The organism is Rhodococcus sp. OK302 (assembly GCF_002245895.1).
Taxonomy (GTDB): domain Bacteria; phylum Actinomycetota; class Actinomycetes; order Mycobacteriales; family Mycobacteriaceae; genus Rhodococcus_F.
Window position 1 is genome coordinate 5,177,268 of the sequence record NZ_NPJZ01000001.1, and the last position, 23,075, is coordinate 5,200,342.

The 23,075-nt window shown below is 61.2% G+C and carries 16 protein-coding genes; 3 read left to right on the forward strand and 13 right to left on the reverse strand.

Annotated features, from left to right (window positions below):
• The first annotated feature begins 42 nt into the window (after window positions 1–42).
• Window positions 43–1,641, forward strand: coding sequence for a glycoside hydrolase family 13 protein (locus BDB13_RS23775; RefSeq protein ID WP_094273975.1), 1,599 nt, complete (start codon window positions 43–45; stop codon window positions 1,639–1,641).
• A 5-nt stretch (window positions 1,642–1,646) separates the two neighbouring features.
• On the opposite strand, the gene BDB13_RS23780 is transcribed toward BDB13_RS23775, so the two are convergent.
• From BDB13_RS23780 to BDB13_RS23805, 6 genes are all read right to left on the reverse strand, one after another.
• Window positions 1,647–2,333: a hypothetical protein gene (locus tag BDB13_RS23780; protein WP_094273976.1), complete on the reverse strand. Its 687-nt coding sequence runs from the start codon at window positions 2,331–2,333 to the stop codon at window positions 1,647–1,649.
• Window positions 2,326–2,745: an acyl-CoA thioesterase gene (locus tag BDB13_RS23785; RefSeq protein ID WP_254922936.1), complete on the reverse strand. Its 420-nt coding sequence runs from the start codon at window positions 2,743–2,745 to the stop codon at window positions 2,326–2,328. Before BDB13_RS23785 ends, BDB13_RS23780 begins: the two co-directional genes overlap by 8 nt.
• Window positions 2,742–7,586: an NAD-glutamate dehydrogenase gene (locus tag BDB13_RS23790; protein WP_094273978.1), complete on the reverse strand. Its 4,845-nt coding sequence runs from the start codon at window positions 7,584–7,586 to the stop codon at window positions 2,742–2,744. The genes BDB13_RS23785 and BDB13_RS23790 overlap by 4 nt, the downstream gene beginning before the upstream one ends.
• 117 nt (window positions 7,587–7,703) lie before the next feature.
• Window positions 7,704–8,138, reverse strand: a complete 435-nt coding sequence (locus BDB13_RS23795) for an acyl-CoA thioesterase (protein ID WP_094273979.1) — start codon at window positions 8,136–8,138, stop codon at window positions 7,704–7,706.
• A 3-nt stretch (window positions 8,139–8,141) separates the two neighbouring features.
• Entirely contained in the window at window positions 8,142–9,821 is a 1,680-nt protein-coding gene (gene ettA / locus BDB13_RS23800; RefSeq protein ID WP_094273980.1) for an energy-dependent translational throttle protein EttA, read from the reverse strand.
• Window positions 9,822–9,872: 51 nt separating this feature from the next.
• Window positions 9,873–11,705: an ABC transporter ATP-binding protein gene (locus tag BDB13_RS23805; protein WP_176459658.1), complete on the reverse strand. Its 1,833-nt coding sequence runs from the start codon at window positions 11,703–11,705 to the stop codon at window positions 9,873–9,875.
• Window positions 11,706–11,796: 91 nt separating this feature from the next.
• On the opposite strand from BDB13_RS23805, the gene BDB13_RS23810 reads away from it, so the two are divergent.
• A complete protein-coding gene (locus BDB13_RS23810) occupies window positions 11,797–12,264 on the forward strand; it encodes a MarR family winged helix-turn-helix transcriptional regulator (RefSeq protein WP_094273981.1) in 468 nt (155 codons plus the stop codon).
• Window position 12,265: 1 nt separating this feature from the next.
• On the opposite strand, the gene ssb is transcribed toward BDB13_RS23810, so the two are convergent.
• From ssb to BDB13_RS23840, 6 genes are all read right to left on the reverse strand, one after another.
• Window positions 12,266–12,715 carry a single-stranded DNA-binding protein gene (ssb, locus tag BDB13_RS23815; protein WP_094273982.1) on the reverse strand — a complete coding sequence of 150 codons (450 nt, stop codon included), beginning with the start codon at window positions 12,713–12,715 and terminating at the stop codon, window positions 12,266–12,268.
• Window positions 12,716–12,904: 189 nt separating this feature from the next.
• A complete protein-coding gene (locus tag BDB13_RS23820; RefSeq protein ID WP_094273983.1) occupies window positions 12,905–14,419 on the reverse strand; it encodes a carotenoid oxygenase family protein in 1,515 nt (504 codons plus the stop codon).
• Between the two features lie 42 nt (window positions 14,420–14,461).
• Window positions 14,462–15,451 carry an LLM class F420-dependent oxidoreductase gene (locus tag BDB13_RS23825; RefSeq protein WP_094273984.1) on the reverse strand — a complete coding sequence of 330 codons (990 nt, stop codon included), beginning with the start codon at window positions 15,449–15,451 and terminating at the stop codon, window positions 14,462–14,464.
• Window positions 15,448–16,665: an acetyl-CoA C-acyltransferase gene (locus BDB13_RS23830; protein WP_094273985.1), complete on the reverse strand. Its 1,218-nt coding sequence runs from the start codon at window positions 16,663–16,665 to the stop codon at window positions 15,448–15,450. Before BDB13_RS23830 ends, BDB13_RS23825 begins: the two co-directional genes overlap by 4 nt.
• Window positions 16,662–17,900 carry an acetyl-CoA acetyltransferase gene (locus tag BDB13_RS23835; protein WP_094273986.1) on the reverse strand — a complete coding sequence of 413 codons (1,239 nt, stop codon included), beginning with the start codon at window positions 17,898–17,900 and terminating at the stop codon, window positions 16,662–16,664. Before BDB13_RS23835 ends, BDB13_RS23830 begins: the two co-directional genes overlap by 4 nt.
• Before the next feature lie 12 nt (window positions 17,901–17,912).
• Window positions 17,913–19,637: a class I adenylate-forming enzyme family protein gene (locus tag BDB13_RS23840; protein ID WP_094273987.1), complete on the reverse strand. Its 1,725-nt coding sequence runs from the start codon at window positions 19,635–19,637 to the stop codon at window positions 17,913–17,915.
• 306 nt (window positions 19,638–19,943) lie between these two features.
• Between BDB13_RS23840 and BDB13_RS23845 the strand changes: the two genes are divergently transcribed.
• Window positions 19,944–20,909, forward strand: coding sequence for a winged helix-turn-helix transcriptional regulator (locus BDB13_RS23845; protein WP_094273988.1), 966 nt, complete (start codon window positions 19,944–19,946; stop codon window positions 20,907–20,909).
• A gap of 20 nt (window positions 20,910–20,929) precedes the next feature.
• Here the strand turns inward: BDB13_RS23845 and BDB13_RS23850 are convergent, their stop codons facing one another.
• Window positions 20,930–22,996: a cytochrome c oxidase assembly protein gene (locus BDB13_RS23850; protein ID WP_094273989.1), complete on the reverse strand. Its 2,067-nt coding sequence runs from the start codon at window positions 22,994–22,996 to the stop codon at window positions 20,930–20,932.
• Window positions 22,997–23,075 lie beyond the last annotated feature (79 nt).

Genomic DNA, 23,075 nt, shown 5'->3' on the forward strand with positions numbered 1-23,075 from the left:
CCAAGTCGTCGCATCGCTCGAGGTTTGGCACTATTGATCGCTGTGAGCACCCCCGCGGATTCGACCGTCGCCAACCCGCCTCGTCCACCCTGGTGGAACGAGGCGGTTTTCTATCAGATCTATCCGCGATCCTTCGCTGATTCCAATGGCGACGGCATCGGTGACCTCGGTGGCATCGAAGACAAACTCGGATATCTGGAACTTCTCGGTATCGACGCCCTCTGGTTGAGCCCGGTGATGCGATCCCCGATGGCAGATCACGGCTACGACGTTTCCGATCCCCGTGATATCGATCCCCTGTTCGGTGACCTCGCCGCCATGGATTCCCTGATCAAGTCAGCACACGAACGGGGCATCAAGGTCACGATGGACCTGGTCCCCAATCACACCAGCAACCAGCATGAATGGTTCAAAGCCGCCCTGGCGTCGGCGCCGGGTTCCGTGGAAAGATCCCGTTACATTTTCCGCGACGGCAAGGGCGAGAACGGCACCGAACCACCCAACAACTGGCCCAGCATCTTCGGTGGACCGGCCTGGACCCGCATCACGGAAGCCGACGGAAAACCCGGCCAGTGGTACCTCCACATTTTCGCGACGGAACAACCGGATCTGAACTGGAACAATCCGGAGGTTTTCGAGGATCTCGCGAAGACCCTGCGCTTCTGGCTCGGCCGCGGCATCGACGGATTCCGCATCGACGTCGCCCACGGAATGGCCAAGCCTGATGGTTTGCCGGACCATGACTGGGAGCTCAACGAGCTCATGCGCAACTCAGACGACGACCCCCGCTTCAACAATCCGGCTGTCCACGAGATTCACCGCGGAATCCGCAAAGTCATGAACGAGTTCCCCCAGGCGATGACCGTCGGTGAGATCTGGGTACGCGACAACGAGCGGTTCGGCGAATACATCCGCCCGGACGAACTTCACCTCGGATTCAATTTTCGACTGGCCGAAACCGAGTTTTCCGCGGAGTCGGTACGCGCAGCGATCGACAACTCCATCGCTGCAGTCGCTGCAGTCGGCGGAACTCCCACGTGGACGCTGTCCAACCACGACGTCGAGCGCGAAGTCACCCGATACGGCGGAGGCGACATCGGGACCCAACGTGCTCGAGCAATGGCCATGGTCGAACTCGCACTTCCCGGTGCCGCCTTCATCTACAACGGCGCAGAATTGGGATTGCCCAACGTCGACCTTCCCGACGACGCTCTGCAGGATCCGGTGTGGGAACGCTCCGGACATGCTGAGCGTGGCCGTGACGGCTGCCGAGTGCCGTTGCCGTGGGAAGGTGCCGAACCGCCGTTCGGATTCACCACCGCTGCAACCACGTGGCTGCCGATGCCGGCCGAGTGGTCCACGTTGACGGTCGAAGCACAGATCGAGGACGTAGATTCAATGCTTTCGCTATATCGCAGCGCCCTCGAACTACGCGCCTCGACGCCTGAGATCTCCGGCAATGACATCGATTGGTACGGGAGCCCTCCGGGGTGCCTGGCGTTCCGTCGACGGGGCGGCTTGATCTGCGCTCTCAACACAACAGACGAACCCATCGCGCTGCCCGGTGGCACGGTCCTGCTCAGCAGTGCACCGTTGATCGACGGTCAACTGCCGACCAACGCTGCCGCCTGGCTGATCTAACCGGGCTATCGGGCCACCATCAGCGGAATGGACCCACCGCGGTGCCGATAGATGGAACCGAACCGTGCATCGAGTCGAATCCAAGATTTACCGGCCCGCACACGCACCAACTCCGACGCGTCGATGAGCGCGAGGTCGATATCGGCCGTCATCGCGTCGGAGCCCGTGTGTGGGATGAATCCCATTGCCGTCAAAGCGAATATGACGCGCATCGAGATTCCGACCGTGCCCGACGGACCGCTGACCTCGAGCACGTCCTGATCCAGCAACGACGCCGGCGGCCCCTGATTGCTGCCGTGCTCCTGCGCCAAAGCATTTCCACGCTGGGCCAATTCGATCAACACGCGAGCGGGAACATCATCGAGATGCTCGTAACCGTCTGCGGGAGGCAAGGCCCCGCGCCAGGCGGAATCCATCGCAAAACCGGGATCGATGAACTCGTCGGTCGATTCCTTGAGTGCGGCCAGCAAATGGTCCCCCGCCGCCGAGGTGTCATCCGGGTTGATCGTGCCCACCACGGTGCGGGTTGCCAATGCGTCAAAACCTGTTGCCGCCCACACACTCACGTGATCCGGGCCGCGTCGGCGCATCCGGATCACCGCAGATTCGTCCAACCGGAGCGCGTGCCCGATGAAACCGGCCAAGTTCTTACGCTCGGCTTCATCGGGCACGGTCAGCATTCGTTCATGCACGCTGCCAGCTCTCCAAGTACTCCCGCTCAGGTCCGCTGAGTCGACGCAGACGTTGAGTATCGATATCGAATGCCGCGATCTGGGTCGACGCGACAATCGACGGCGCCACGTCGAGACCGGCTCCCTTGGGCCGCACCTCGTAGGCAATCGTGAAGTCCACTGCCCGTATCTTTTCCACCCACATCAGGATGTCGAGCGGTGAATCCTCATGCCGCAGTTGACCTCGGTACCGCACGTGCAAATCCGCAATCACGGCACCGTCGCGCAATGTGACTGTGGGGCAGCCGTCTTGAAACAGCCAAGGAATTCGAGCCTCCTCCAGCAGCGTCACCATGCGGGCATGGTTGATGTGCTGGAAGGCATCCATATCGGACCACCGAACCACTACGTCGGCGTGAAATCCTTTGCTCAACGTCCTACCTCCGATCGGGTGCCCATGCTGCGCACCATGCTACGAACCTGCCGCGCCGCCACCGAGAGCGTCGCCAGGTCAAGCGTCCCAGACTCGAAGATCTCACCGAGAGCGGCCCTCGCCCGACTGAGCCTCGACGCGTTGGTCGATTCCCATTCGTCGATCTTTTCCCGAGGTGATTCCCCGGGTTCACCGCCGGACAGCACTTCCATCGTGAGTTGCCGCAGCGAGCTGTAGAGATCGTCGCGCAACGCCAACCGCGCGAGGGAATGCCAGCGGTCGCCCCGTTCGAGTCCGGACACAGCGGTGAGCAGCCAGTCGATTCCGAGATGCGCGTCGAGCGCGTAATACAGTTGCGCAACTTCCGCGATATCGTGCTCGGCGATATCGGCGATGTCCGCGATGTCGAGGAGGCAGTACACGTCCAGTAACCGGAAGACTTCGAGCGCCAGGTCTTCCGGGGCACCGCGATCGATAACCGATTGGGATCGGGCCAGCAGATCCGTCAACTGATGTCCGCCGAGCAAGCCGGGAACAAGGGGGGCGGCCGATCGGTAGGCCGCGGAATAGCGCGACACTTCGGCCCCCACGGCAATCGGCTGTGGACGACTCGCGAGGAACCACCGCGATGCCCGATCGAGCAGTCGGCACGATTCGATGATCAGATCGTTCTCGAGATCGGCCGTGAGTCCAGCCGACCGGATCCGCGCCCACACGTCATCGAGAGCAAATACCTCACGGACGGCCGCGTACGCCCGGATCGAGTCGGTGCTGCTGGCGCCGGTCTCCTCCGCCAACCGGTACGCGTAAGTGATGCCGCCGTTGTCGATGACCTCGTTGACGAGCATTGTCGCCACGATCTGCCGTCGCAGCGGGTGGTCCTTGATTTCCGAAGCAAAACGCTCACTCACCGCCGACGGGAAATACCCGGGAATCTGTTGCGCAAAATATTCGTTGTCCGGCAGTTCGGTGGCCAGCAGATCGTCCTTGAGCGAGAGTTTCACATGCGCTGTGAGGGTCGCCAATTCCGGTGACGTCAAACCGGATCCGGCCTCCAGCCGACGCTCGATCTCCGTGTCCGTCGGCAGCGCCTCGAGCTTACGATCGAGCCCGCGAGTCTTACCCAGATCGGTCAGCTGTCGGCGGTGGACAGCGAGCATCTGCGGCGCACTTACGCGCGATATTCCGAGAAGCGCATTCTGAGCGATGTTGTCGGCCAGAACAAGTCTTGCAACATCGTCGGTCATCAAGACCAACAACGGGTTCCGCTCGACGACGGGCAATGATCCGGAACGAACCAGAGTGTCGAGAAGGATCTTGATGTTGACCTCGTGGTCGGAGCAGTCCACACCGGCAGAGTTGTCGATGGCGTCGGTGTTGATGTGGCCACCGCCGGCACTGAACTCGATGCGCCCCAGCGCGGTCACTCCGAGGTTACCGCCTTCGCCGACTACCTTGACCCGTAGATCCTGACCGTCGACGCGTACCGCATCGTTGCTCTTGTCACCGACCTGGGCGTTGGTTTCGCCGGCCGCCTTGATGTACGTACCAATTCCGCCGTTCCACAGCAGCTCCACCGGCGCGGACAGGATTGCCCGCATCAGTTCGGGGGGTGACAGTTTGGTGACACCTTCGTCCAATCCGAGGGCAACACGCACACTTTCGGCGATCGGAACGGACTTGACGGTCCGATCCCACACTCCGCCGCCTTCACTGATCACACTGGCGTCGTAGTCAGCCCATGACGATCGGGGTAGTTCGAACAGTCGCCCGCGCTCGACAAACGACCGCGATGCATCAGGGTTGGGATCGAGGAAGATATGCCGATGATCAAAAGCGCCGACAAGTCGGATGTGACGGCTGAGCAACATGCCGTTGCCGAACACGTCGCCGCTCATGTCGCCCACACCGACGGTGGTGAAATCCTCGGACTGCGTATCGACGCCGATCTCGCGGAAATGACGCTTGACACTTTCCCACGCGCCGCGCGCCGTGATGCCCATTCCCTTGTGGTCGTATCCCACTGATCCACCGGAGGCAAAGGCGTCACCGAGCCAGAAATCATACTGCGCTGCAACAGAATTCGCCAGGTCGGAGAACGACGCAGTCCCCTTGTCTGCGGCGACGACCAGGTAACGATCCTCGTCGTCCTTGCGCACCACTCGCTCCGGGGTGACAACTGCGCCCGTATCGGGATCGACGTTGTCGGTGATGTCGAGAAGCCCCGAGATGAAGGTGCGGTAGCACGCCTTGCCGGACTCCAATGTTGCCGTGCGGTCTACCACCGGATCACCGGTCGGCAACGGCGGATTCTTCACGACGAACCCACCCTTGGCACCTACCGGAACGATGACGGCGTTTTTGACGGCCTGGGCCTTCACCAAGCCGAGCACCTCGGTGCGGAAATCTTCACGTCTGTCCGACCACCTCAAACCGCCGCGTGCGACCGCACCGAACCGAAGATGCACTCCTTCGACTTTCGGTGAGTACACATAGATCTCGAAAGCCGGTCTGGGCTTGGGTAGTTCACTGATCCGGGAGGGATCGAGCTTGATCGACAAATAGTCACGCGAGCGCCCGTCCTCGTCGATGACGTAGAAATTGGTGCGCAGCGTCGCTTTCACCAGCGAGAACATGCCGCGCAGAATGCGGTCGGCATCCAGACTGAGCACCTCGTCGATGGACGCCCGCAACTGCGCCTCCAACTCGGCAACGCGTTCTTCATCGCACAACTGCGGATCGAACATTGCCTCGAACAATTCCACCAACGCACAGGCTGTCTTCGGGTGCGTGAGGGCAATTCCCTCGATATGGAATTGACTGTAGGGAAAGGTAGCCTGCCGCAAGTACTTTGCATAAGCGCGCAGCACAACTGCCTGCCGCCAGGACATTCCGGCACGCAGCACCAATTCGTTGAAACGGTCGGCCTCGGCGCGTCCGAACCACACGGCGCCGAAGGCAGCGGTGAAACGCTTCTGCACCTCGGTCAGCGGAACTGTGCTGGTCTCCAAAGGGACCTGCGTATCGAGATCGATTTCCACGGACGCCCGTAGATCCGCCGGCACGGACAAACCGAAGTCGTAGATCCAGCACTGCACTCCGTCGAGGCGCTGCACTACGTGCGGCCTTTCGTCGAGCACCTCGACCCCGAGCGACTGCAACACCGGGAGCACCTGACTGAGCGAGATGCCACCGCCGCCGACAAAGAGCGTGAACCGCCACTGACCGGGATCGGAATCCTCAGCCCGATAAAGCAATACGTCAATCGCTCCGGGTGCCAGTGCTTCGAGTCGAGCGATGTCGGACAGCGCCCGTGAAGGTTCGAAATCTTCTTTGTAGCCGTCCGGTAGAACTCGCGAATACCGCTGCACAAGTTCAAGTTCCGCACTCGACGCGTCGCGCACAAGGTCGGTGATACGGTCATCCCAGCTGCGACTGACCTCGGTCAGTAATCCCTGGACCCGCTCACGATTCTCCTCGGACACATCCAGATGAACCGGCTCACTGCCCGGATCGCGGCGGATCGTCACGTGAAGCAATGCCAAATCATTCTCGGTAACTCGGGCTGTGTAATCGAGAGTGCCCGGACCGAATTCACGCCACAGTGTGTGCTGCATCGCCAGGCGTACACGCGTCGTATAGCGGTCTCGCGGCAGATACACCAAGCACGAGACAAAGCGTCCGAACGTGTCTTCGCGTACGAACAACCGGACCTGCCGACGCAGTCCGATGCTGTGGACAGCATGGACGGTCTCGAACAAGGTTTGTGTGTCACTCGAGAACAACTCGGTACGCGGGAACGATTGGATCACTTCGAGCATCGCCTGGCCGGAATACGAATTGAGGTCCACACCGGCCCGTTTGATCACTTCACGCACACGTCGCTCGATCAGCGGAATCGCAAGTACGTTCTCGTGGACCGCCACCACCGTGAACACTCCGAGAAACCTGTGCTCCCCCACTATGTTTCCGTCGTCGTCGAGGATGGAGACGCCGACGAAGTAGGGGTAAACGGCGCGGTGAACTGTGGCGGGGAACGAGCCTTGAGTGAGAACCAGCAGCGGGCGGTCCGGGAGATCCGCAACGGGCGGCAAACTCATCGGCCCCTCGGTGACGACATCGGTGCGGAGCACTCCCAGAGCACTGCCCTCGACGGTACGTGAACCGTCGGATGTGCCCTCGAATCGGCGGTATCCCAGCACCGCATAGTTGCCGTCGGCCATCCAGCGGAGCAACCGCGCGGTATCGGAGAACTCTTCGGGTGAAATTCTCCCCGACGCCGTGGATGCCGATTTCTCGAGTTCATCAGCGATGCTCAACTCGAGCGCAGTCATTGCCGGAGTGTCGCCTACGACCTGACGGACATCTGCGAGCACTTTGCCCAGATGCGCATCGATCGCGTCGAGAGCTGATTCGTCGACTTCGGAATCCAACTGAACGTGCATCCAGGATTCCTGAATTCCGTTGCCGTCCAAGGAAACCAGATTGCCAGAATTGTCACGTTCCACGGTCAGGATCGGATGCGCGAACTGACTGATTCCCACACCGAGTCGATTGAGCATCGCCGTGACGGACTCGACGAGCAGCGACATGTCGTCGGTGACGATCTGCACGGAAGCTCCGAGACCTTCCGGTCCCCCCGGGCGGTAAACACGCCACACCGCGGTTCCCGGCGTCCGGTGACGCCCGAGTGCAAGATGCGCCAGCAAGACTCGATCAGTTCGGCCATTGATCACATCGTCGCTGTCGCCCTCGTCGATATGTGTGAAAAAAGCCTCGCGAAGCCGCGCCAGTAGCGTCGCTTCGTCGAGGCTCGAGGAGGTCTCTTGTCGGTCCGTCATTCTTGACTCACATCCCTGTAGGTCTAGATCCCTGGAGGCCTTGACCACCGTGGGTTCTGATCACCGCGGCCAATCTCTGACTCGAGACTAGCCGCGGCGACCACCATCTAGGGCGAACTACGAGACGAAATCTTGCGGTTCATTCACCGAAACGAGCGCAGCTTCGAGAACCGAACGTTCACTCTCGGCAAGGGATCTGGACTTTTCGGTCACCTTGTCGAATCCGACCATCAGCGCGTCACCGAAGGCACACTCGGCACCCGTGTTGTCGCGGATGATGTGACGGACCGTGAACGACGACGTGCCGACATGCGTCGTGACGACGTCGATCTGCAACGGACCGGAAGAATCCGTCACCGGCTTGAGGAATTCGATAGTCATCTTTCGAACGACGACGTATCCCGGCCGCCCACCGTGAACAGCAAGCTTCGACTCCAGAAACTGGATTCGAGCTTCCTGCATGTACTCGGCGTACTTGGTGTTGTTGACATGGCCCAGGCGGTCGGAATCACCCCACCGAACCTGGACCTCGCAACTGAATGCGTCTGCCACAGGTCAGTCCCGGGTGAGCTTGCGGTGCGTGACGCGGTGCGGACGCGCGGCGTCGGCGCCGAGTCGCTCGACCTTGTTGGCCTCGTAGCCTTCGAAGTTGCCTTCGTACCAGTACCAAGCAGCTTCGTTGTCGCCGAAGCCGCCTTCCCACGCCAGGATGTGGGTACACGTGCGGTCCAGGAACCAGCGATCGTGCGAGATCACGACGGCGCAGCCCGGGAACTCTTCGAGAGCGTTCTCCAGCGAACCGAGGGTTTCGACGTCGAGGTCGTTAGTCGGCTCATCGAGCAGGATCAGGTTGCCGCCCTGCTTGAGCGTCATCGCCAGGTTCAGACGGTTGCGCTCACCACCGGAGAGAACGCCGGCCGGCTTCTGCTGATCGTGACCCTTGAATCCGAACGAGCTGATGTAGGCGCGCGACGGGAATTCGGTCTGGCCGACGACGATGAAGTCGAGTCCGTCGGACACGGTCTCCCAGACCGTCTTCTTCGGGTCGATGCCGCTGCGGTTCTGGTCGACGTAGCTCAGCTTGACCGTCTGGCCGATCTTGACCTCACCCGAATCCGGCTCTTCGAGACCGACGATGGTCTTGAACAGCGTCGTCTTACCAACACCGTTGGGGCCGATGACGCCGACGATGCCGTTACGCGGAAGCGTGAACGAGAGGTCCTTGATCAGGACGCGGCCGTCGAAGCCCTTGTCGAGGTTCTTGACCTCGACGACAACGTCGCCCAGACGCGGCGGTGCCGGAATCTGGATCTCGTCGAAGTCGAGCTTGCGGGTCTTCTCCGCCTCGATGGCCATCTCTTCGTAGCGATCGAGACGAGCCTTGCTCTTGGCCTGACGGGCCTTGGCACCGGAACGAACCCACGCGAGTTCGTCCTTGAGGCGCTTCTGCAGCTTCTGGTCCTTCTTGCCGGACACCTCGAGGCGAGCGGCCTTCTGCTCCAGGTACGTGGAGTAGTTGCCCTCGTACGGGTAGAGGCGACCGCGGTCGACCTCACAGATCCACTGCGCCACGTGATCGAGGAAGTAACGATCGTGAGTGACGGCGAGGATAGCGCCGGGGTATGCAGCGAGATGCTGCTCGAGCCACAGAACCGACTCGGCGTCGAGGTGGTTAGTGGGCTCATCGAGGAGCAGCAGATCAGGCTTGCTCAGCAGCAACTTGCACAGTGCGACACGACGCTTCTCACCACCGGAGAGGTGTGTGACCATGTCCTCGGGCGGCGGGCAACGCAGCGCGTCCATTGCCTGTTCGAGCTGGGAATCGATCTCCCAAGCGTTGGCATGGTCGAGCTTCTCCTGAAGCTCGCCCATCTCTTCCATCAGCTCGTCGGAGTAATCCGTAGCCATGAGCTCGGCGATCTCGTTGTATCGCTTGAGCTGAACCATGGTCTCGCCGAGGCCCTCTTCGACGTTCTCGCGAACAGTCTTGGTCTCGTCGAGCTGCGGCTCCTGCATGAGGATGCCGACCGTTGCGCCGGGAGCGATGAATGCCTCACCGTTGCCCGGCTGGTCCAGTCCGGCCATGATCTTGAGGATGCTGGACTTACCAGCGCCGTTGGGTCCGACGACACCGATCTTCGCGCCGGGGTAAAAACTCATCGTGACGTCATCGAGGATGACCTTGTCACCGTGCGCCTTGCGCACCTTCTTCATCGTATAAATAAACTCAGCCATGACCGTCAGCCTATCGGCGTTTGTCGCATTACCCACATTGCGCGTGGAGGTTCACACGCTCTGAAGTTCGGACGGTAGTTCCGTGGCGTCATTGCCGGTAGCCGCGAGGAGCTGTGCATACCGTCCACCTTGTTCGACCAACTCGTCGTGGGTGCCCTTCTCCACCACCACGCCCTGATCGAGCACGGCAATCAGATCTGCATCCCTTACTGTCGAAAGCCTGTGCGCTACAACAAGAGTGGTCCGTCCAACCATGAGTTCATCCAAGGCGTCCTGCAGTGCACGCTCGGTGCGATTGTCCAGCGCGCTGGTCGCCTCGTCGAGAACGAGGATCGGCGGGTTTCGCAATACTGTCCGCGCAATGGCGATACGTTGCTTCTCGCCGCCCGAGAACCGATAGCCACGCTCACCGACCATGGTGTCGTAACCCTCGTCCAGACCGACGATGAACTCGTGGATCTGGGCGATGCGTGCAGCCTGCTCGATCTCCTCGTCAGTGGCATCAGGTTTCGCGAATCGTAGATTCTCGCGAATCGTCGTGTGAAACAGGTACGTCTCCTGCGATACGACTCCGATCAGGTCGGAGACCGTGGACAGATCGAGGTCACGGAGATCGACGCCGTCGATCGTCACGGACCCAGCCGTCGGGTCGTACAGCCGCGCGGCGAGATATCCGAGGGTGGTCTTGCCCGATCCCGTCGACCCGACGAGCGCGAGCGTTCCGCCGGCGGGGACGCTCAGGTCGATGTTGTTCAACGTCTTGGAGTCGGTTCCGGGGTACGAGAAGTCGACGTGGTCGAATCGCAGTTCGCCAGTCATCGCTGCCCGGTCGAATTCCTTCGACTCCTCCGGATCGGCAATGTCGATCGGTAGGTCCAGGTACTCGAACACCCGACTGAACAAAGCCATGGAACTCTGCACTTCGACGCCGGTGTTGAGGAGCATCATGGTCGGCCGGAACAACTGAGTCTGCAAAGTCGTGAAGGCAACCAGCGTGCCGACGGTGATCGTGTTGCCGTGGTCGAGCGTGAATCCGGCAAACCAATAGACCAATGCGGGCATAGCGGCAAAGGTGATCGACATGGTCGCCATGCGCCATTTTCCGGCCATCATCGCGCGCAATTCGACGTCGGCAACTTCGGCGGAACGCTCGGTAAAGCGATCAGTGAGCGCCGACTTCGCGCCGGTAGTCTTACCGAGCAAGATGCCGCTGACCGACAGGGATTCCTCCACCTGAACGGACAGGTCGCTGAGCAACTTCTGCCGGGTACCCGAAATCTTGCGACGCTCGTTGCCGATCTTGCGAGCAATGCGGATAAAGACGGGCAGGATCGCGAGCGAGAAAATCGCCAGACGCCAATCGAGCAGGAACAACGCGACGATGGTTGCGGCAACTGTCGTTGCGTTCTGAGCGATCGATGTTGCGGTATTGGTGACAACGGATTGCATGCCGCCGATGTCGTTCGCGATGCGTGACTGCACTTCGCCGGTCCTTGTCCGGGCAAAAAATCCGAGGGACTGATTCTGTAGATGCGAGTACACCCGCACACGCAATTGATGCATCAGTTTCTGGCCGATGCTGTTGGACATCCAGGTTTGCGCCACGCCGAGGCAACTGGTGATGATCGCGATGGCGATCATGCCGATCGCCAGGAAACTGACAAGTCCGAGGTTCTTGTCCGGAATAGCTTTGTCCAACATTTCGCGGAGAAGCAGCGGACTACCCAACGCGACGATCGCGCTGAGAGTGATCACTGCTGTGACGATCGCGATCTGTTTCCGGTACGGCCTGAACAATTCGAGCACGCGTCGCGGTGATACGGGATCCGCCGGAGCAAACTCGACGGCGGGCTTGTCAAAATCTCTGATGTGATCTGGTCTCACGTTTACCTCCTGGAGGCGCTTCTCACCCACACTTCATATTGATGAGGTTACCTCACTATGAGGCTGACACCAACAACGCTAGACTGACCGCATGCATTCCCGAGAGCGCGAACTCACCGACGTAGTGATGTCCGTAGCCCGAACCATTCGCCGACGCCAGATCGCCGCATTGGAACCGTTCGGCCTGTCCCCATCCCAAGGCCGCGCGATTCGGGTACTTGCACGCGCCGGCGAACCCGTGCGTTTGGGGTTCCTCGCCGAACGACTACGCATCGTCCCCCGGTCCGCAACAGACGTCGTCGATTCGCTGGAGGCCGCAGGCTGGGTCACGCGCATGCCCGATCCGGGTGATCGTCGCGCAGTACTCCTCGAACTCACAGACTCGGGCGCCACCCTCGCGGCGGAAATCACCGAAGCCCAGCGGCGCGAATCCGCCGATGTCTTCGACGACCTCGATGATTCCGAGCAAAGTGTTCTGCACCAATTACTCGAGCGAGTAGACGCGGGTCACGACCAGGGTCGCGCCCGCGACTGCTCGAAAACTCGGAGCCTGAGTTAGTTCATGCAGCGACGGTGTCGCTGATATCGACAGTGTCGCTGATGTCCACCGACTCCTCCGACGGTACGAACTCGTCGGTCGACACCGGCTTGCTGTGCCGCTCGATCTTCGCAATGCACCGCGCCAGGTCAGGCCCCACTGCGGTGGCCCGCATCTCCAGATCGGAGCGGGGAATACCTTCTTTGGTCGTGTACTCGTTGGTGCGCAGTTCCCCCGCGGCCATGACCGGATCACCCTTCATGATGGATGCGCCGACGCCGGTGACCAATCGTCGCCAGCACGTGACCGTCAGATAGAGCGTCGCGCCGTCGGTCCATTCGCCCGTCGTCGTGTCTTTGCGACGCGCGTTGCTCGCCATCCGAAAGCTCAGCACCTCTTCACCATTGGTGGTCTGTCGTTTCACCGGGTTGGTGATGACTGTGCCTACGACGACTACAGATGTCTCGTACATGATTTGATCCCCTCGAATCGCTGAACACATGCCGATCGATCGTCGGCCCCTTCGAGTCTGAATCGGGAATCGGGGATTGTGCGGAATCGATTTCCGTCTGTGGATGAACATGACCCCTGTGGAGAAACAGCACTGCCCGGGCCTCGTGGCCCGGGCAGTGTCGGTACTCGATGCTAGAAGCTCATTGACCTACAGTCCGAGTGCATCTTCCATCGTGTCAGCGGTATTCCACTCGGGCAGGTCGGAACCCGGCGCCCACGTCGAATGTGTTCCGCTCGAGACTCGTTCGGGAAGTTTGATTCGAGCAATCGGACCGTCACTCAGTCGTTGTGCGTCAAATACCAGGCATTCCGAAATGTCCTTGTTCATATCGGAGATGATGGTGATCAGGTAGCCGTCGTCTTCGCACGTCGAACCGATGCGCGGCGCCATCGCGGTTTCACTGCCGTAGACGCCTTCCCCGAAGGAATACGTCTCTTCTTTGCCGGTCAGAGTGTCGTGCTTGACCAGTCCACTGAACAGGAACCAGCCCGGAACCGCCTGTGCCGCATAGGTGTACCGATGCTTGATACCTCCATGGTTGGCATTGATCATGCCGAATTCGGTTACGAGATCCGAAAGGTGCTCTTCCCGAGTCGTTCCCGTTCGCATGTTCAGTCGCCAGCGATGCAGACGTGTTCCCATCCGCTCCTGCGACAGGAAGCGGAAAGCACGTTGATATGCGGAACCGACGCCGTCGTCGGCCGGCTCGGGATTCTCCTCGTAGAAGCCGTCGAGAACAATCTCCTCACCTTCTTCGTAGGCGTTGACGAAGTGCAGCACAAATGTCGGGTCTGCCTCGAACCACTTGATGTCAGCGGTGTTTCCACGCCTGGGCACTACCGCGATCCGCAAGGGAATGTCGGGATAGAAGCGGGTGGCATGCTTACCTTCGGCGAGCGCCTCCGGGATCCAGAACAACGGGCAATCATTGAGAATTGCGTAATTCTCAGTGAACGCCATGTCGTGCGGTAGCCGAGGCCCGGGTAGCGGAATGTCGATGTAGTGCACCAACTGTTCCTGCGCATCGACGACTCCGTAGTGCATATACGGTTCGTCTTTGCCGTAATTGAAGAACAGCATCTCGCCGGTGCGGGTGTCGATCTTGGGGTGAGCCGATACTCCGACGTCGGAAGGGAATTGGCCGTTCCAGTCAGCCTTGCCCAGCGTTTCCAAAGTAGTGGGGTTGAGCTTGTAGAGGTCTCCGCACTGGTAAAAGCTGGTGAGTGCGACCCCGGCATGCAAAGCGACATCGGTGCTGGAGGAATCCTTCAGACGACCGCGCGCACCCCAACCGTCCTCGCGAATCGACTTGTTCGGATTGCCCACGATACCGGTCCAGAGTGGTCCACCGGATTCCTGCTCTGCCAAAAATCCATCAGTCTTGACAAACCGATTGCGGTAGAACACCTTTCCGTCACGAAAACCGACAACATGAACCATTCCGTCACCGTCGAAGGGATGGTAGTTGCCCAACGACGGATGGACCGGGTTCTCGGTGTTACGTAGATAGACCCCGTCCAAATCTGCGGGAATCTCGCCTTCCACCACGAGGTCGGTTGCCGACCACTCGGTGGTTTGCGGACGCCACGGACCAGTGCGGTACGGGTGATCGTCGTCGTCCGGAATCGTGGACAGAACGCGGCCCAGAACTTCGATGTCCATAGCTGGCACTCCTTCGATCAACAGAAAGTATGAAAGTTGTAACTAGGCAAGGTTGTTCGGAAATAGACCGGCGAGACTGCGCAATGTTCGCTCGCCCGCAGGGTCTGCGTCGGTGGCCGACGGCAGAAACACGATGTCGTCCACCCCGGCGTCGATATACGCCTCGACGCGCGCGCGTGCCTGATCTCTGTCGCCGATCACACCGACTGCCGCGACAAGCTCGTCAGGAACTCGGGCGAGAAGATCTCGTGGATGCGGACGGGTGCGGGCATAGGCCACCACGTCGCCGAACCCTGCGCGCTCGAACATCTCCGAATAGCCCGGCGCAGCCAGGTACCCCACGACAGCACGTCGAATCTGGTCGATCGCGGGCTTGCCCATATCCACCGCGGCAGACAACCACACGGCAACCCTCGGGCACGGCCGGTCCAGTGCTGCGGCCTCTCGACGCAGGTCCGTGATCAACGCTCGCGCAGTTTCGACGCTCACCAGATTGAGAACCATCCGATCCGCGTATCGCGCTGCAGTTCGAATAGCCGAGGGCCCGAATGCGGCCACCGTCAAACTCGATTTCGGCGCGGGTAGCCGCAAGTGGTAACCGCGACTTCGAACCACTTCGCCGTCCAGGGAAGACTTTTCACCGTCAAGCAACGGACGCAGGGCCTGAGCCGATTCCGAGAGAGCGCGCGCCGAGCGAGCCCGTGATCGACCGTGCCACTCCTCCACCACAACCTGACTCGATGTCCCCAACGCCACGTCTACAGTCCGTCCGGACAGCGACGCGACAGATGCCACGCCCATCGCGATCATCATCGGATCTCGCACGGCGACAGCAAAAGGCCCCAGGGTCAGGCTGATTCGCTCGGTACGCGCCGCCACCGCCATGCCGAGTGCGCACGCGTCGTAGGTGGCCATCTCGCCGATCCAGAGTGCCGGGAATCCCAACTCGTCGGCCAGGGCTGCTGTCTGAAGTGCCTCCTCGGCGGGGCGGTCCTGCCACAATCCGAGTGAGACTTCCAAGCGCGTGTTCATCGGACCCTCTCGAGTAGTACTGCCGATCCCAGTCCGGCCGCGCCGCTGACCGCCGCGACACCGTAGCGACCTCCGGACCGGCCTAGTTGCTCCGTGGCCTGGCCGACGAGGATGGCACCCGTCGCTCCGAAAGCATGGCCCATTGCGATGGTTCCGCCGTTGACATTGAACTGCTCGTCGTCGAAGCGCATGTCACGCTGAATCTTGAGGCACAGCGCGGAGAATGCCTCAGCGAACTCGACTACGTCGAGATCATCGGGCGTATGACCCGTCCGTTCCAGTACCCGTTCAATTGCGTGCTGCCCCGCGTGCAGCATGCGAACGGGGTCCGATCCCGAACTTGCCGCACTGACCACTCGCGCCTGCGGTGTCAGTCCGGCTCGCTGCGCAGCCTCGACCGTTCCGATGACCACCATCGCGGCGGCATCAGCGACGGACGGCGATGTGCCGCGCGTGTGGAGGTGCCGAATCTCCCCCAGTTCGGGAAGGTGTCGCAGCGCCAAAGCGTCCTGACCCGATGCACCTAGCTCGGCGAATGCCGGTGGGAGATCTGCCATCTGCTCGGCGGTGACCGAGCCTCGCACGTGCTCGTCGTGATCCAGCGCCACCGCGCCCGCACCGTCGAGAACGGGCATGACGGTCGAATCGAAAAACCCGTCGGCCCACGCGGAGGCAGCGCGATGCTGCGTCCGTAGCCCGTAGGCGTCGAGTTCTTCGCGTTCGTAGCCGCCTTCAGTCGCGGCAATGTCAGCGGCGATACCCATGTGAACGCTGCCGATGGATTCGATGACGTCGCTATCAGCCCACAGCGGACCCTTGTCGGCGAACATCGGTACAGACGAGGAGGATTCAACTCCGCCCGCAATCACGAGGTCGGCCTGGCCCGAGCGCACCAGTGCCGAAGCGAGCGATACGGCGTCGATGCCGGATGCACAGAAACGGTTGACCATCAATCCTGGAATATGTTGAGGCCAACCAGAAGTGAGAATCGCGGTGCGAGCGATGTTTCCGCCCTGCGGTCCGACCTGAGTGGCTGAACCCAAGACAAATTCGTCGACCACATTCGGGTCGAGACCCAGCCTCGTCACCAAACCGTTCAACAACTGCTCCACCAGCTGCAGTGGAGTTGTACCGGCTAGTCCGCCCGATGCCGAGGACTTCCCGCGCGGAGTTCGGAGAGAACCGAGGACATAGGCTTCGCGGCCGCTAGTCATCGGATACCTCGCGTCACCACGGTAGACACGGCGGTGGTGAACGATCCACCGATATTGACCGTCAAAGCAGTACGCGCACCGTCGATCTGGTGATCACCGGCCCGCCCGGTCACCTGTTTTGCAGCGTCGAGAACCATCCGCACTCCAGTTGCCCCCACGGGATGCCCGTTCGCGAGAAGGCCGCCGCCGGGATTGACGGGCAAGCTGCCATTGCGGCCTATCACTGCTTGTGTGACGGCTTGACCGCCCTTGCCTGGAGCCGCCACTCCGATATGTTCGAGCGTGACCAGTCCATTGATGGTGAAGCAGTCGTGAATTTCTGCCACGTCGAGGTCCTCCACGCCCGCGATACCGGCGCGCCGGTAGGCGTCTTCTACCGCACCGCGCAGATGCGGGAACATGTAATCGGCGTCAGCGCTCTGCTCCAGTTTGTCTGCGAGCAGCAGCGTTGCAGTGCGATGCCCGAAGCCTGCAATGTTCGCTTCGTCCTCGAGTGTGCGGCCATTGCGCTCAGCCCATGCCTGAGCAAACTTGGGCCCGGCAAGGATGACTCCCGCTGCCCCGTCGGTGATCCGGCCGCAGTCAGTCTTACGAAGCAGGCCTTCCACGACCGGATTGATGTCGTCATTTTCGTCGAACGAGCCTTCTGGGAAATCCCAATCACGCGTCTGAGCAAGATTATTGGTGGCGCCGTTACCAAATGCGATTTCGGCAAACCGACCCAACTCGACATGATCCAGTCCGTAGCGCCGGTCGTACTCGGTAGCGATCTCGGCAAAGAGAGCCGGCCACGGGAAGGTTGCGTCGACTGCCTCACGGCCGGCCCAGGCCGCAGAACCCAGGTGTTCGGCCGCTGTCTGCGCCGAAACATTGCGCATCAGTTCGACACCGACCACCAGTGCCACGTCGTAGCGTCCGGCCTGGATGTCGGCGCAGGCCGCCAGAATCGCTGTACCGCCCGACGCGCATGCCGCCTCGTGGCGGGTGCTCGGCACGCCGTCCAGTCCGGGCTCGGCTGCGACGACCATTCCACCGAGCTGCGCCTGGCCGGAAAATAGTTCTCCGGCAAGGTTTCCCACGTGGATGACTTCCACCTCATATGGGGCCACTCCGGCGTCGGCCAGTGTGGCTGGAAGGATCTCCGCGAACATGTCGAAGAGACCGAGGCCTTCTTTGGTCCAGTTGCGAGCAAAATCGGTCTGGGCTCCGCCCAGGACGTATACGGGGTCAGTCATCTGACACTCTCCTTAACTCTTGGACGCACTCGACGAAACTGCAACGACCATCGTTCGAAGGTCGCGCTTGGCGACCTTCCCGACAGGATTTCTCGGCAATTCGTCGAGCACGGTCAAGGATTCGGGCAGTTTGTAGGCTGCAATATTCTGTGCGCGAAGGAAACTCAGGATGTCTTCGAGTGTGGGATCGACGTCGCCGGAAGCCACGATCACCGCTGCGACGCGCTCGCCCATTTCCGTATCGGGAATCCCGATCATGGCGGCTTCTGCCACCGCCGGATGTCCGGCCAGCATGGACTCGAGTTCAGCGGGTGAGATGTTCATTCCGCCGCGCACGATCAGGTCTTTGGCGCGGTCGACGTACTGGAGGTACCGCAGGTCGCCTGTCTCGTCAGCGACGTACTGGAAAATGTCGCCGGTCGCGAAGTAGCCATGCTTGTCGAAGGGGCTCGACGATGCCGTTCCCGCAAGGTATCCCGAAAAAACCTGGGGCCCCTTGATGCGTAATTCTCCCGGCACACCCGCAGTCGTAATCTCTTCTTCTGTCGCGAGATCGACCAGTCGATTGTCCATCCCGAGCGACGCTGTGTTGTCCCACGTGTGGTCGGGCGAACCGAACCGCGGGAAGTAGACGGCGCGACGGCCAAGCTCGGGCACGGTCACCTGGTCACCGACAAGACACGTGCCCTCGTTGGAGCCGAAGCAGTTGTTGATCTCGATATCGAAACGTTCTTTGTACTCCCCGATCATGTGGGGAGACAACGGAGCCGAACCTGAGCCGATGACGCGGACGCTGTCGAAAACACCGGCGGACGCAGCGTCGCTGGCGAGTGCTCGGGTCAGTAGCGCGGGCGGTGCGACGGTGTACGTGACTTTGCGCTGCATCAGCTGGCCGAAGAAGGTAGGCGCATCGAACGGATGATGCTGCACCAGCGTCGCACCGGTCATGAGCCAGGGTAGGAACATGCCGGCAATTCCGGCCATGTTGACCATCGGGAATGGGTTGAGCAGCACGTCATCTCGCGTGAGAGCAGCGGCAGATACGCTCCCCATGGCGGACCCGTACCAGTCGTTGGGGCACCGCGGAACCGCCTTGGGCGTCGACTCCGTACCCGATGTCCAGCAGATCGTGACGCAGTCGTTCGGATCGGCGGTGAATGTGGCGCGGTGCTCGCGCAGAGCGCTGAAATCAGTGACCTCTGCCGATGCTGCTCCCATGTCCACGGCGCCGGCCGGAAGGTTGTCGCCGAATGCAAACACCGTCGTAAGGCCGGGGACACTGCTCTTGACTGTCACAGCCGAGTCGACCAGCCGGTGACTGCCAACGCGACTGACCGTCACGAATGCACGGAACTTCGCGAGCTCGGCCAGCTGTTCGAGCTCGTACTCGCGGTACTGGACAGGCAGAGGCGAGGCGATGGCGCCGATACTGGTGATCGCAAGCAGCGCCGCCGAGAGCTCGACCGAGTTGGGCAACTGCACGCCCACAACGTCGTCAATACCGATTCCTGCATCGAGCAGCGTGACCGCGAGTCGATCTACGAGGTCTGAAAGCTCCGCCCAGGTGAGTTCTCTCGGCGGACCGTCAGTGATGGCGTCCCGATTTGCCGGGTCGACGATGGAAATGGCATCGGGTTGCGCTGCGACGTTCTTTGCCAGCAGCACGTCCCACGTGTCCTGCCCCCACAAGCCGGCCCGGGTGTACTCATCCACCGTCGTTTGAGGATGCAGTCTCATCGCTGTGCACTTCCTTCTCGGGAATCGTCCGCAGAATCTGGACAAGGAGCTGGGAACACGGTTGCCGACATCACAATCGCTTGTCCCGTAGATTAGCGCCTTGAATTGATTACTACAAGACCCATAGTGACTCGACGATGTCGCCCGACATACCGTTAGCCGACTTCTAGCGCCTATCTACAGATGAATTCGCCGATGCGGAACGCCCTCCGCTGCGCGAGAATTACGTCATCACTTCGTTTACAAGAGTGATTCTGACGTCGGCGAACGCGGCGAGCCGGTCGAACGCGAGTACGGAGGTTTGCAATGATGAAGTCCATGTCCACGAAGCCGCATACCCCTGCGAACGCGCCGCGCCCCGCGTCGTCCGCCTTGGGGCACGCGCTCCTGATCGCCGGCGACAAATGGAGCCTGCAGATCATTCGCCACACGTTGGGCGGCGCGCGACGCTTCCGGCAACTGGGTGACGACTTGCAGATCTCAGATGCGGTCCTGTCACAACGGCTCACCCGACTGACTGCCGACGGCATTCTCGAAGCACGTCAGTACTCGACCTCACCGCCGCGAAACGAATACGTGCTCACCGAATCCGGCGAGCAACTCTGGCAGACGTTTGTTGCGCTCTGGACTTGGGACCGAGCGTGGGCACCCCGAGAAAGCCGCAGATCCGATACCGCCCTCCGGCATCTCGCTTGCGGGCACCTGATTGCACCCGTATTCGGCTGCGGAGAATGCCATGCGATCGGCGTCTCAGCCCGCGATGTCTACACCGAGGTCGACGACAGATTGCTTCTCGATGTCAGCGATCGCCGATCCCGCCGATCCTCCGCCAACGACGTGGCAGCCAACATGGACTCGACAAGTGTTCTCGCCGACCGTTGGTCCACCTTCATCTTGTCTGCGGCCTTGCAGGGCATCCGCAGATTCAGCGACTTCCAGGAAGCGCTCGGCTCGATCTCCCCGGTCACCCTCGCTGACCGCCTCACTGTCTTCGTCGAGAACGGAATGCTGGCGCGGGTGCCTGTCACAGACGGCGCCCGCCGGCAGGAATACCGTACGACGCCCAAGAGCCTGGACTTCTTTCCGGTTTTCGCGGCACTCAACGAGTGGGCCAAAGACCAACTATCCCCGGACGGACTGTCCGGGCTCGAGTTCTTTCACCGAGCCGGAGATCACCTCCTGCTCCCCCGGTACACCTGCAACGCCTGCAACATCGAGATCAGCCGAACCGACGTGGTGTTCGAGGCCACGGAAATACCGGCACTGCACTGACCCGATTTATTGATCGCTGCTTAGTCCGCTGACGAGGATTCTTCCGACTTCTCGCGTGCCGGCCAACCATCGCGGTCGCGTCGCGCCAGTTCGGCGAACATCGCGTTGTGAGCGGCCAGATCGGCGTCGTGATCGCGTTCCGCCGCACGGTCTGTCCGAACGGCAGTTTTGCGGTCACTGCGCGACCACTGCACCAGGAGCGCAAGCATGACCACCATCAGCGGGATCTCACCCGTCGCCCAGGCGATACTGCCGCCCAACTGCTGATCGCCGAGTAGATCGTTGTTCCAGCCCAGGCCCAGTGAGCGGAAGAACTCTCCGCCCATGATCGTCGTGGTGCTCATCAAGGCGATGCCGAAGAACGCATGGAACGGCAGCGAGCCGAACACCATGGCCAGCTTGGTCACCGGTTGGAGTTGGCGCGGCGACGGATCGATACCGATGGCCACCCAGTAGAAGAGATAACCGCTGAGGATGAAGTGCAGATTCATCAGCAGATGCGCGCTGTGTGAATCGACTGTCGCGCCGTAGATACCGCCGAGGTACAGGACGTAGAAACCGCCGACAAAGAGAACCGCAGCAACGATCGGGTGGGTGATGAACCGCGAGAACGGGCTGTGAAGCGCGATCAAGATCCATTCACGGATACCCGGAACTCCGTCTTTTCCGGCGGGGTCGAGTGCACGCAACGCCAGCGTGATGGGCGCGCCCAGAACAAGCAGAACCGGAGCCAACATCGACAGCGCCATGTGTCCGCCCATATGAACGCTGAACACAGCAGTCGCATACTTGCCGACGCCCGAGGACGTGGCAATCAGCAGCACCGCGCAACCGCTCATCCAGGCGATGGTCCGGCCGACGGGCCAGGCATCGCCACGCTTGGAGAGCTTGCGCAGACCGATCACGTAGAGCACGGCAGCCACGATTGCCGCCGTGCCGAACATGAGATCGAAGCGCCATTCCGTCACGAAAGCCATGAACGACGGCGGATCGGGCAGGTTGTAACCGAGTTCGACCTCGGGAATCGTGGGGATACTCGACGGCGGTGGCGGCGGCGTGCGACCCAGTCCGATCGCCAGGCCGATGGTTGCGGCAAAGATGATGGCCTCGCCGCCGGCAAAACGGATCAGGGCCGAACGAGATTGCGGGTTCTCGGCGAGCGCCGGCAACGAGCGCGAACGCTGAGCCCAACCGAAACCACCCAGAATGATCAGCGCGACTATCTTCGCGACGATCAACTGCCCGTAGGTCGTCGTGAACAAGTCGTCGAGTGGGAGACGAACAATTGCGTTGATGACGCCACTGAATCCCATGACGACAAAGCAGATGGTTGCGACGGTCGAAAAGCGTCGAGCAGCTACGTCCGTGTACTCGCCACTGCGGCGAGCGTGCGCGAGGAGCGCAAACAATCCACCAGCCCACAGCGAGGCCGCGACGAGGTGAAGGATCAGGCTGTTAGTCGCGATGTCGTGCGATCCACCCGAGGACGAGTGACCGGTGAGGGCCAGCGGCATCAGGCCTAGCAGGCCCACGACCAGCAGCAGCGGCGTCCACCACCAGCGCAGGGTCAAACGCGCCAGGATCGCGAGAACTACAGCGATGACGGCTGTCCAGCGCCAGGCCCCGGCCGTCTCGATCAGCGAGAGTCCCGACCACAGGTTCTCCGGTTTGATTGCTTCGGAGAACGGCTGACCCGACGAATCCGACAAGGTCATCGGAATCATGACCAACGAACAGGCCGCCCACACGATCGCGGCAGCCGACGCCGTCCGAACCGCCCGATAACCGTCGACGTCCAGCACACCCGATTTCTGCGGCGGCACGAAGAACGCTGCCAGCAGCAGTGACCCGATCGCGATGACAGCGGCAACTTCTCCGATTGCGCGGACTGCGGGCAGTCCGTACGTCGTGATCGCACCGGGATCAGGAATGCCGAGCAAAGTCAGTGCCTGCGCCGCGGAAAGCCCCACGACGATGGCTGCGACCAGCCCGGCGATCAGCCCACAGACCACAAAAATGGCGGTCGAAGAAGCGCGGACGCTGCTTTGCGGAGGGGAATCAGTCGGTGCAAGGTCGGGTGTAGCCATAGCTCAAGGGTAGGACCTCGCATATCGCCGATGACAATCCACCTACGACACAGCGTCGGAGACGCCAGTGGAACAGCAT

Excerpts from the sequence above, each read along its gene's own strand:
- BDB13_RS23790 (WP_094273978.1), bottom strand. The coding sequence starts at position 7,586 with ATGACGGACCGACAAGAGACCTCCTCGAGCCTCGACGAAGCGACGCTA.
- ettA (WP_094273980.1), bottom strand. The coding sequence starts at position 9,821 with ATGGCTGAGTTTATTTATACGATGAAGAAGGTGCGCAAGGCGCACGGT.
- BDB13_RS23810 (WP_094273981.1), top strand. The coding sequence starts at position 11,797 with ATGCATTCCCGAGAGCGCGAACTCACCGACGTAGTGATGTCCGTAGCC.
- ssb (WP_094273982.1), bottom strand. The coding sequence starts at position 12,715 with ATGTACGAGACATCTGTAGTCGTCGTAGGCACAGTCATCACCAACCCG.
- BDB13_RS23820 (WP_094273983.1), bottom strand. The coding sequence starts at position 14,419 with ATGGACATCGAAGTTCTGGGCCGCGTTCTGTCCACGATTCCGGACGAC.
- BDB13_RS23825 (WP_094273984.1), bottom strand. The coding sequence starts at position 15,451 with ATGAACACGCGCTTGGAAGTCTCACTCGGATTGTGGCAGGACCGCCCC.
- BDB13_RS23830 (WP_094273985.1), bottom strand. The coding sequence starts at position 16,665 with ATGACTAGCGGCCGCGAAGCCTATGTCCTCGGTTCTCTCCGAACTCCG.
- BDB13_RS23835 (WP_094273986.1), bottom strand. The coding sequence starts at position 17,900 with ATGACTGACCCCGTATACGTCCTGGGCGGAGCCCAGACCGATTTTGCT.
- BDB13_RS23840 (WP_094273987.1), bottom strand. The coding sequence starts at position 19,637 with ATGAGACTGCATCCTCAAACGACGGTGGATGAGTACACCCGGGCCGGC.
- BDB13_RS23845 (WP_094273988.1), top strand. The coding sequence starts at position 19,944 with ATGATGAAGTCCATGTCCACGAAGCCGCATACCCCTGCGAACGCGCCG.
- BDB13_RS23850 (WP_094273989.1), bottom strand. The coding sequence starts at position 22,996 with ATGGCTACACCCGACCTTGCACCGACTGATTCCCCTCCGCAAAGCAGC.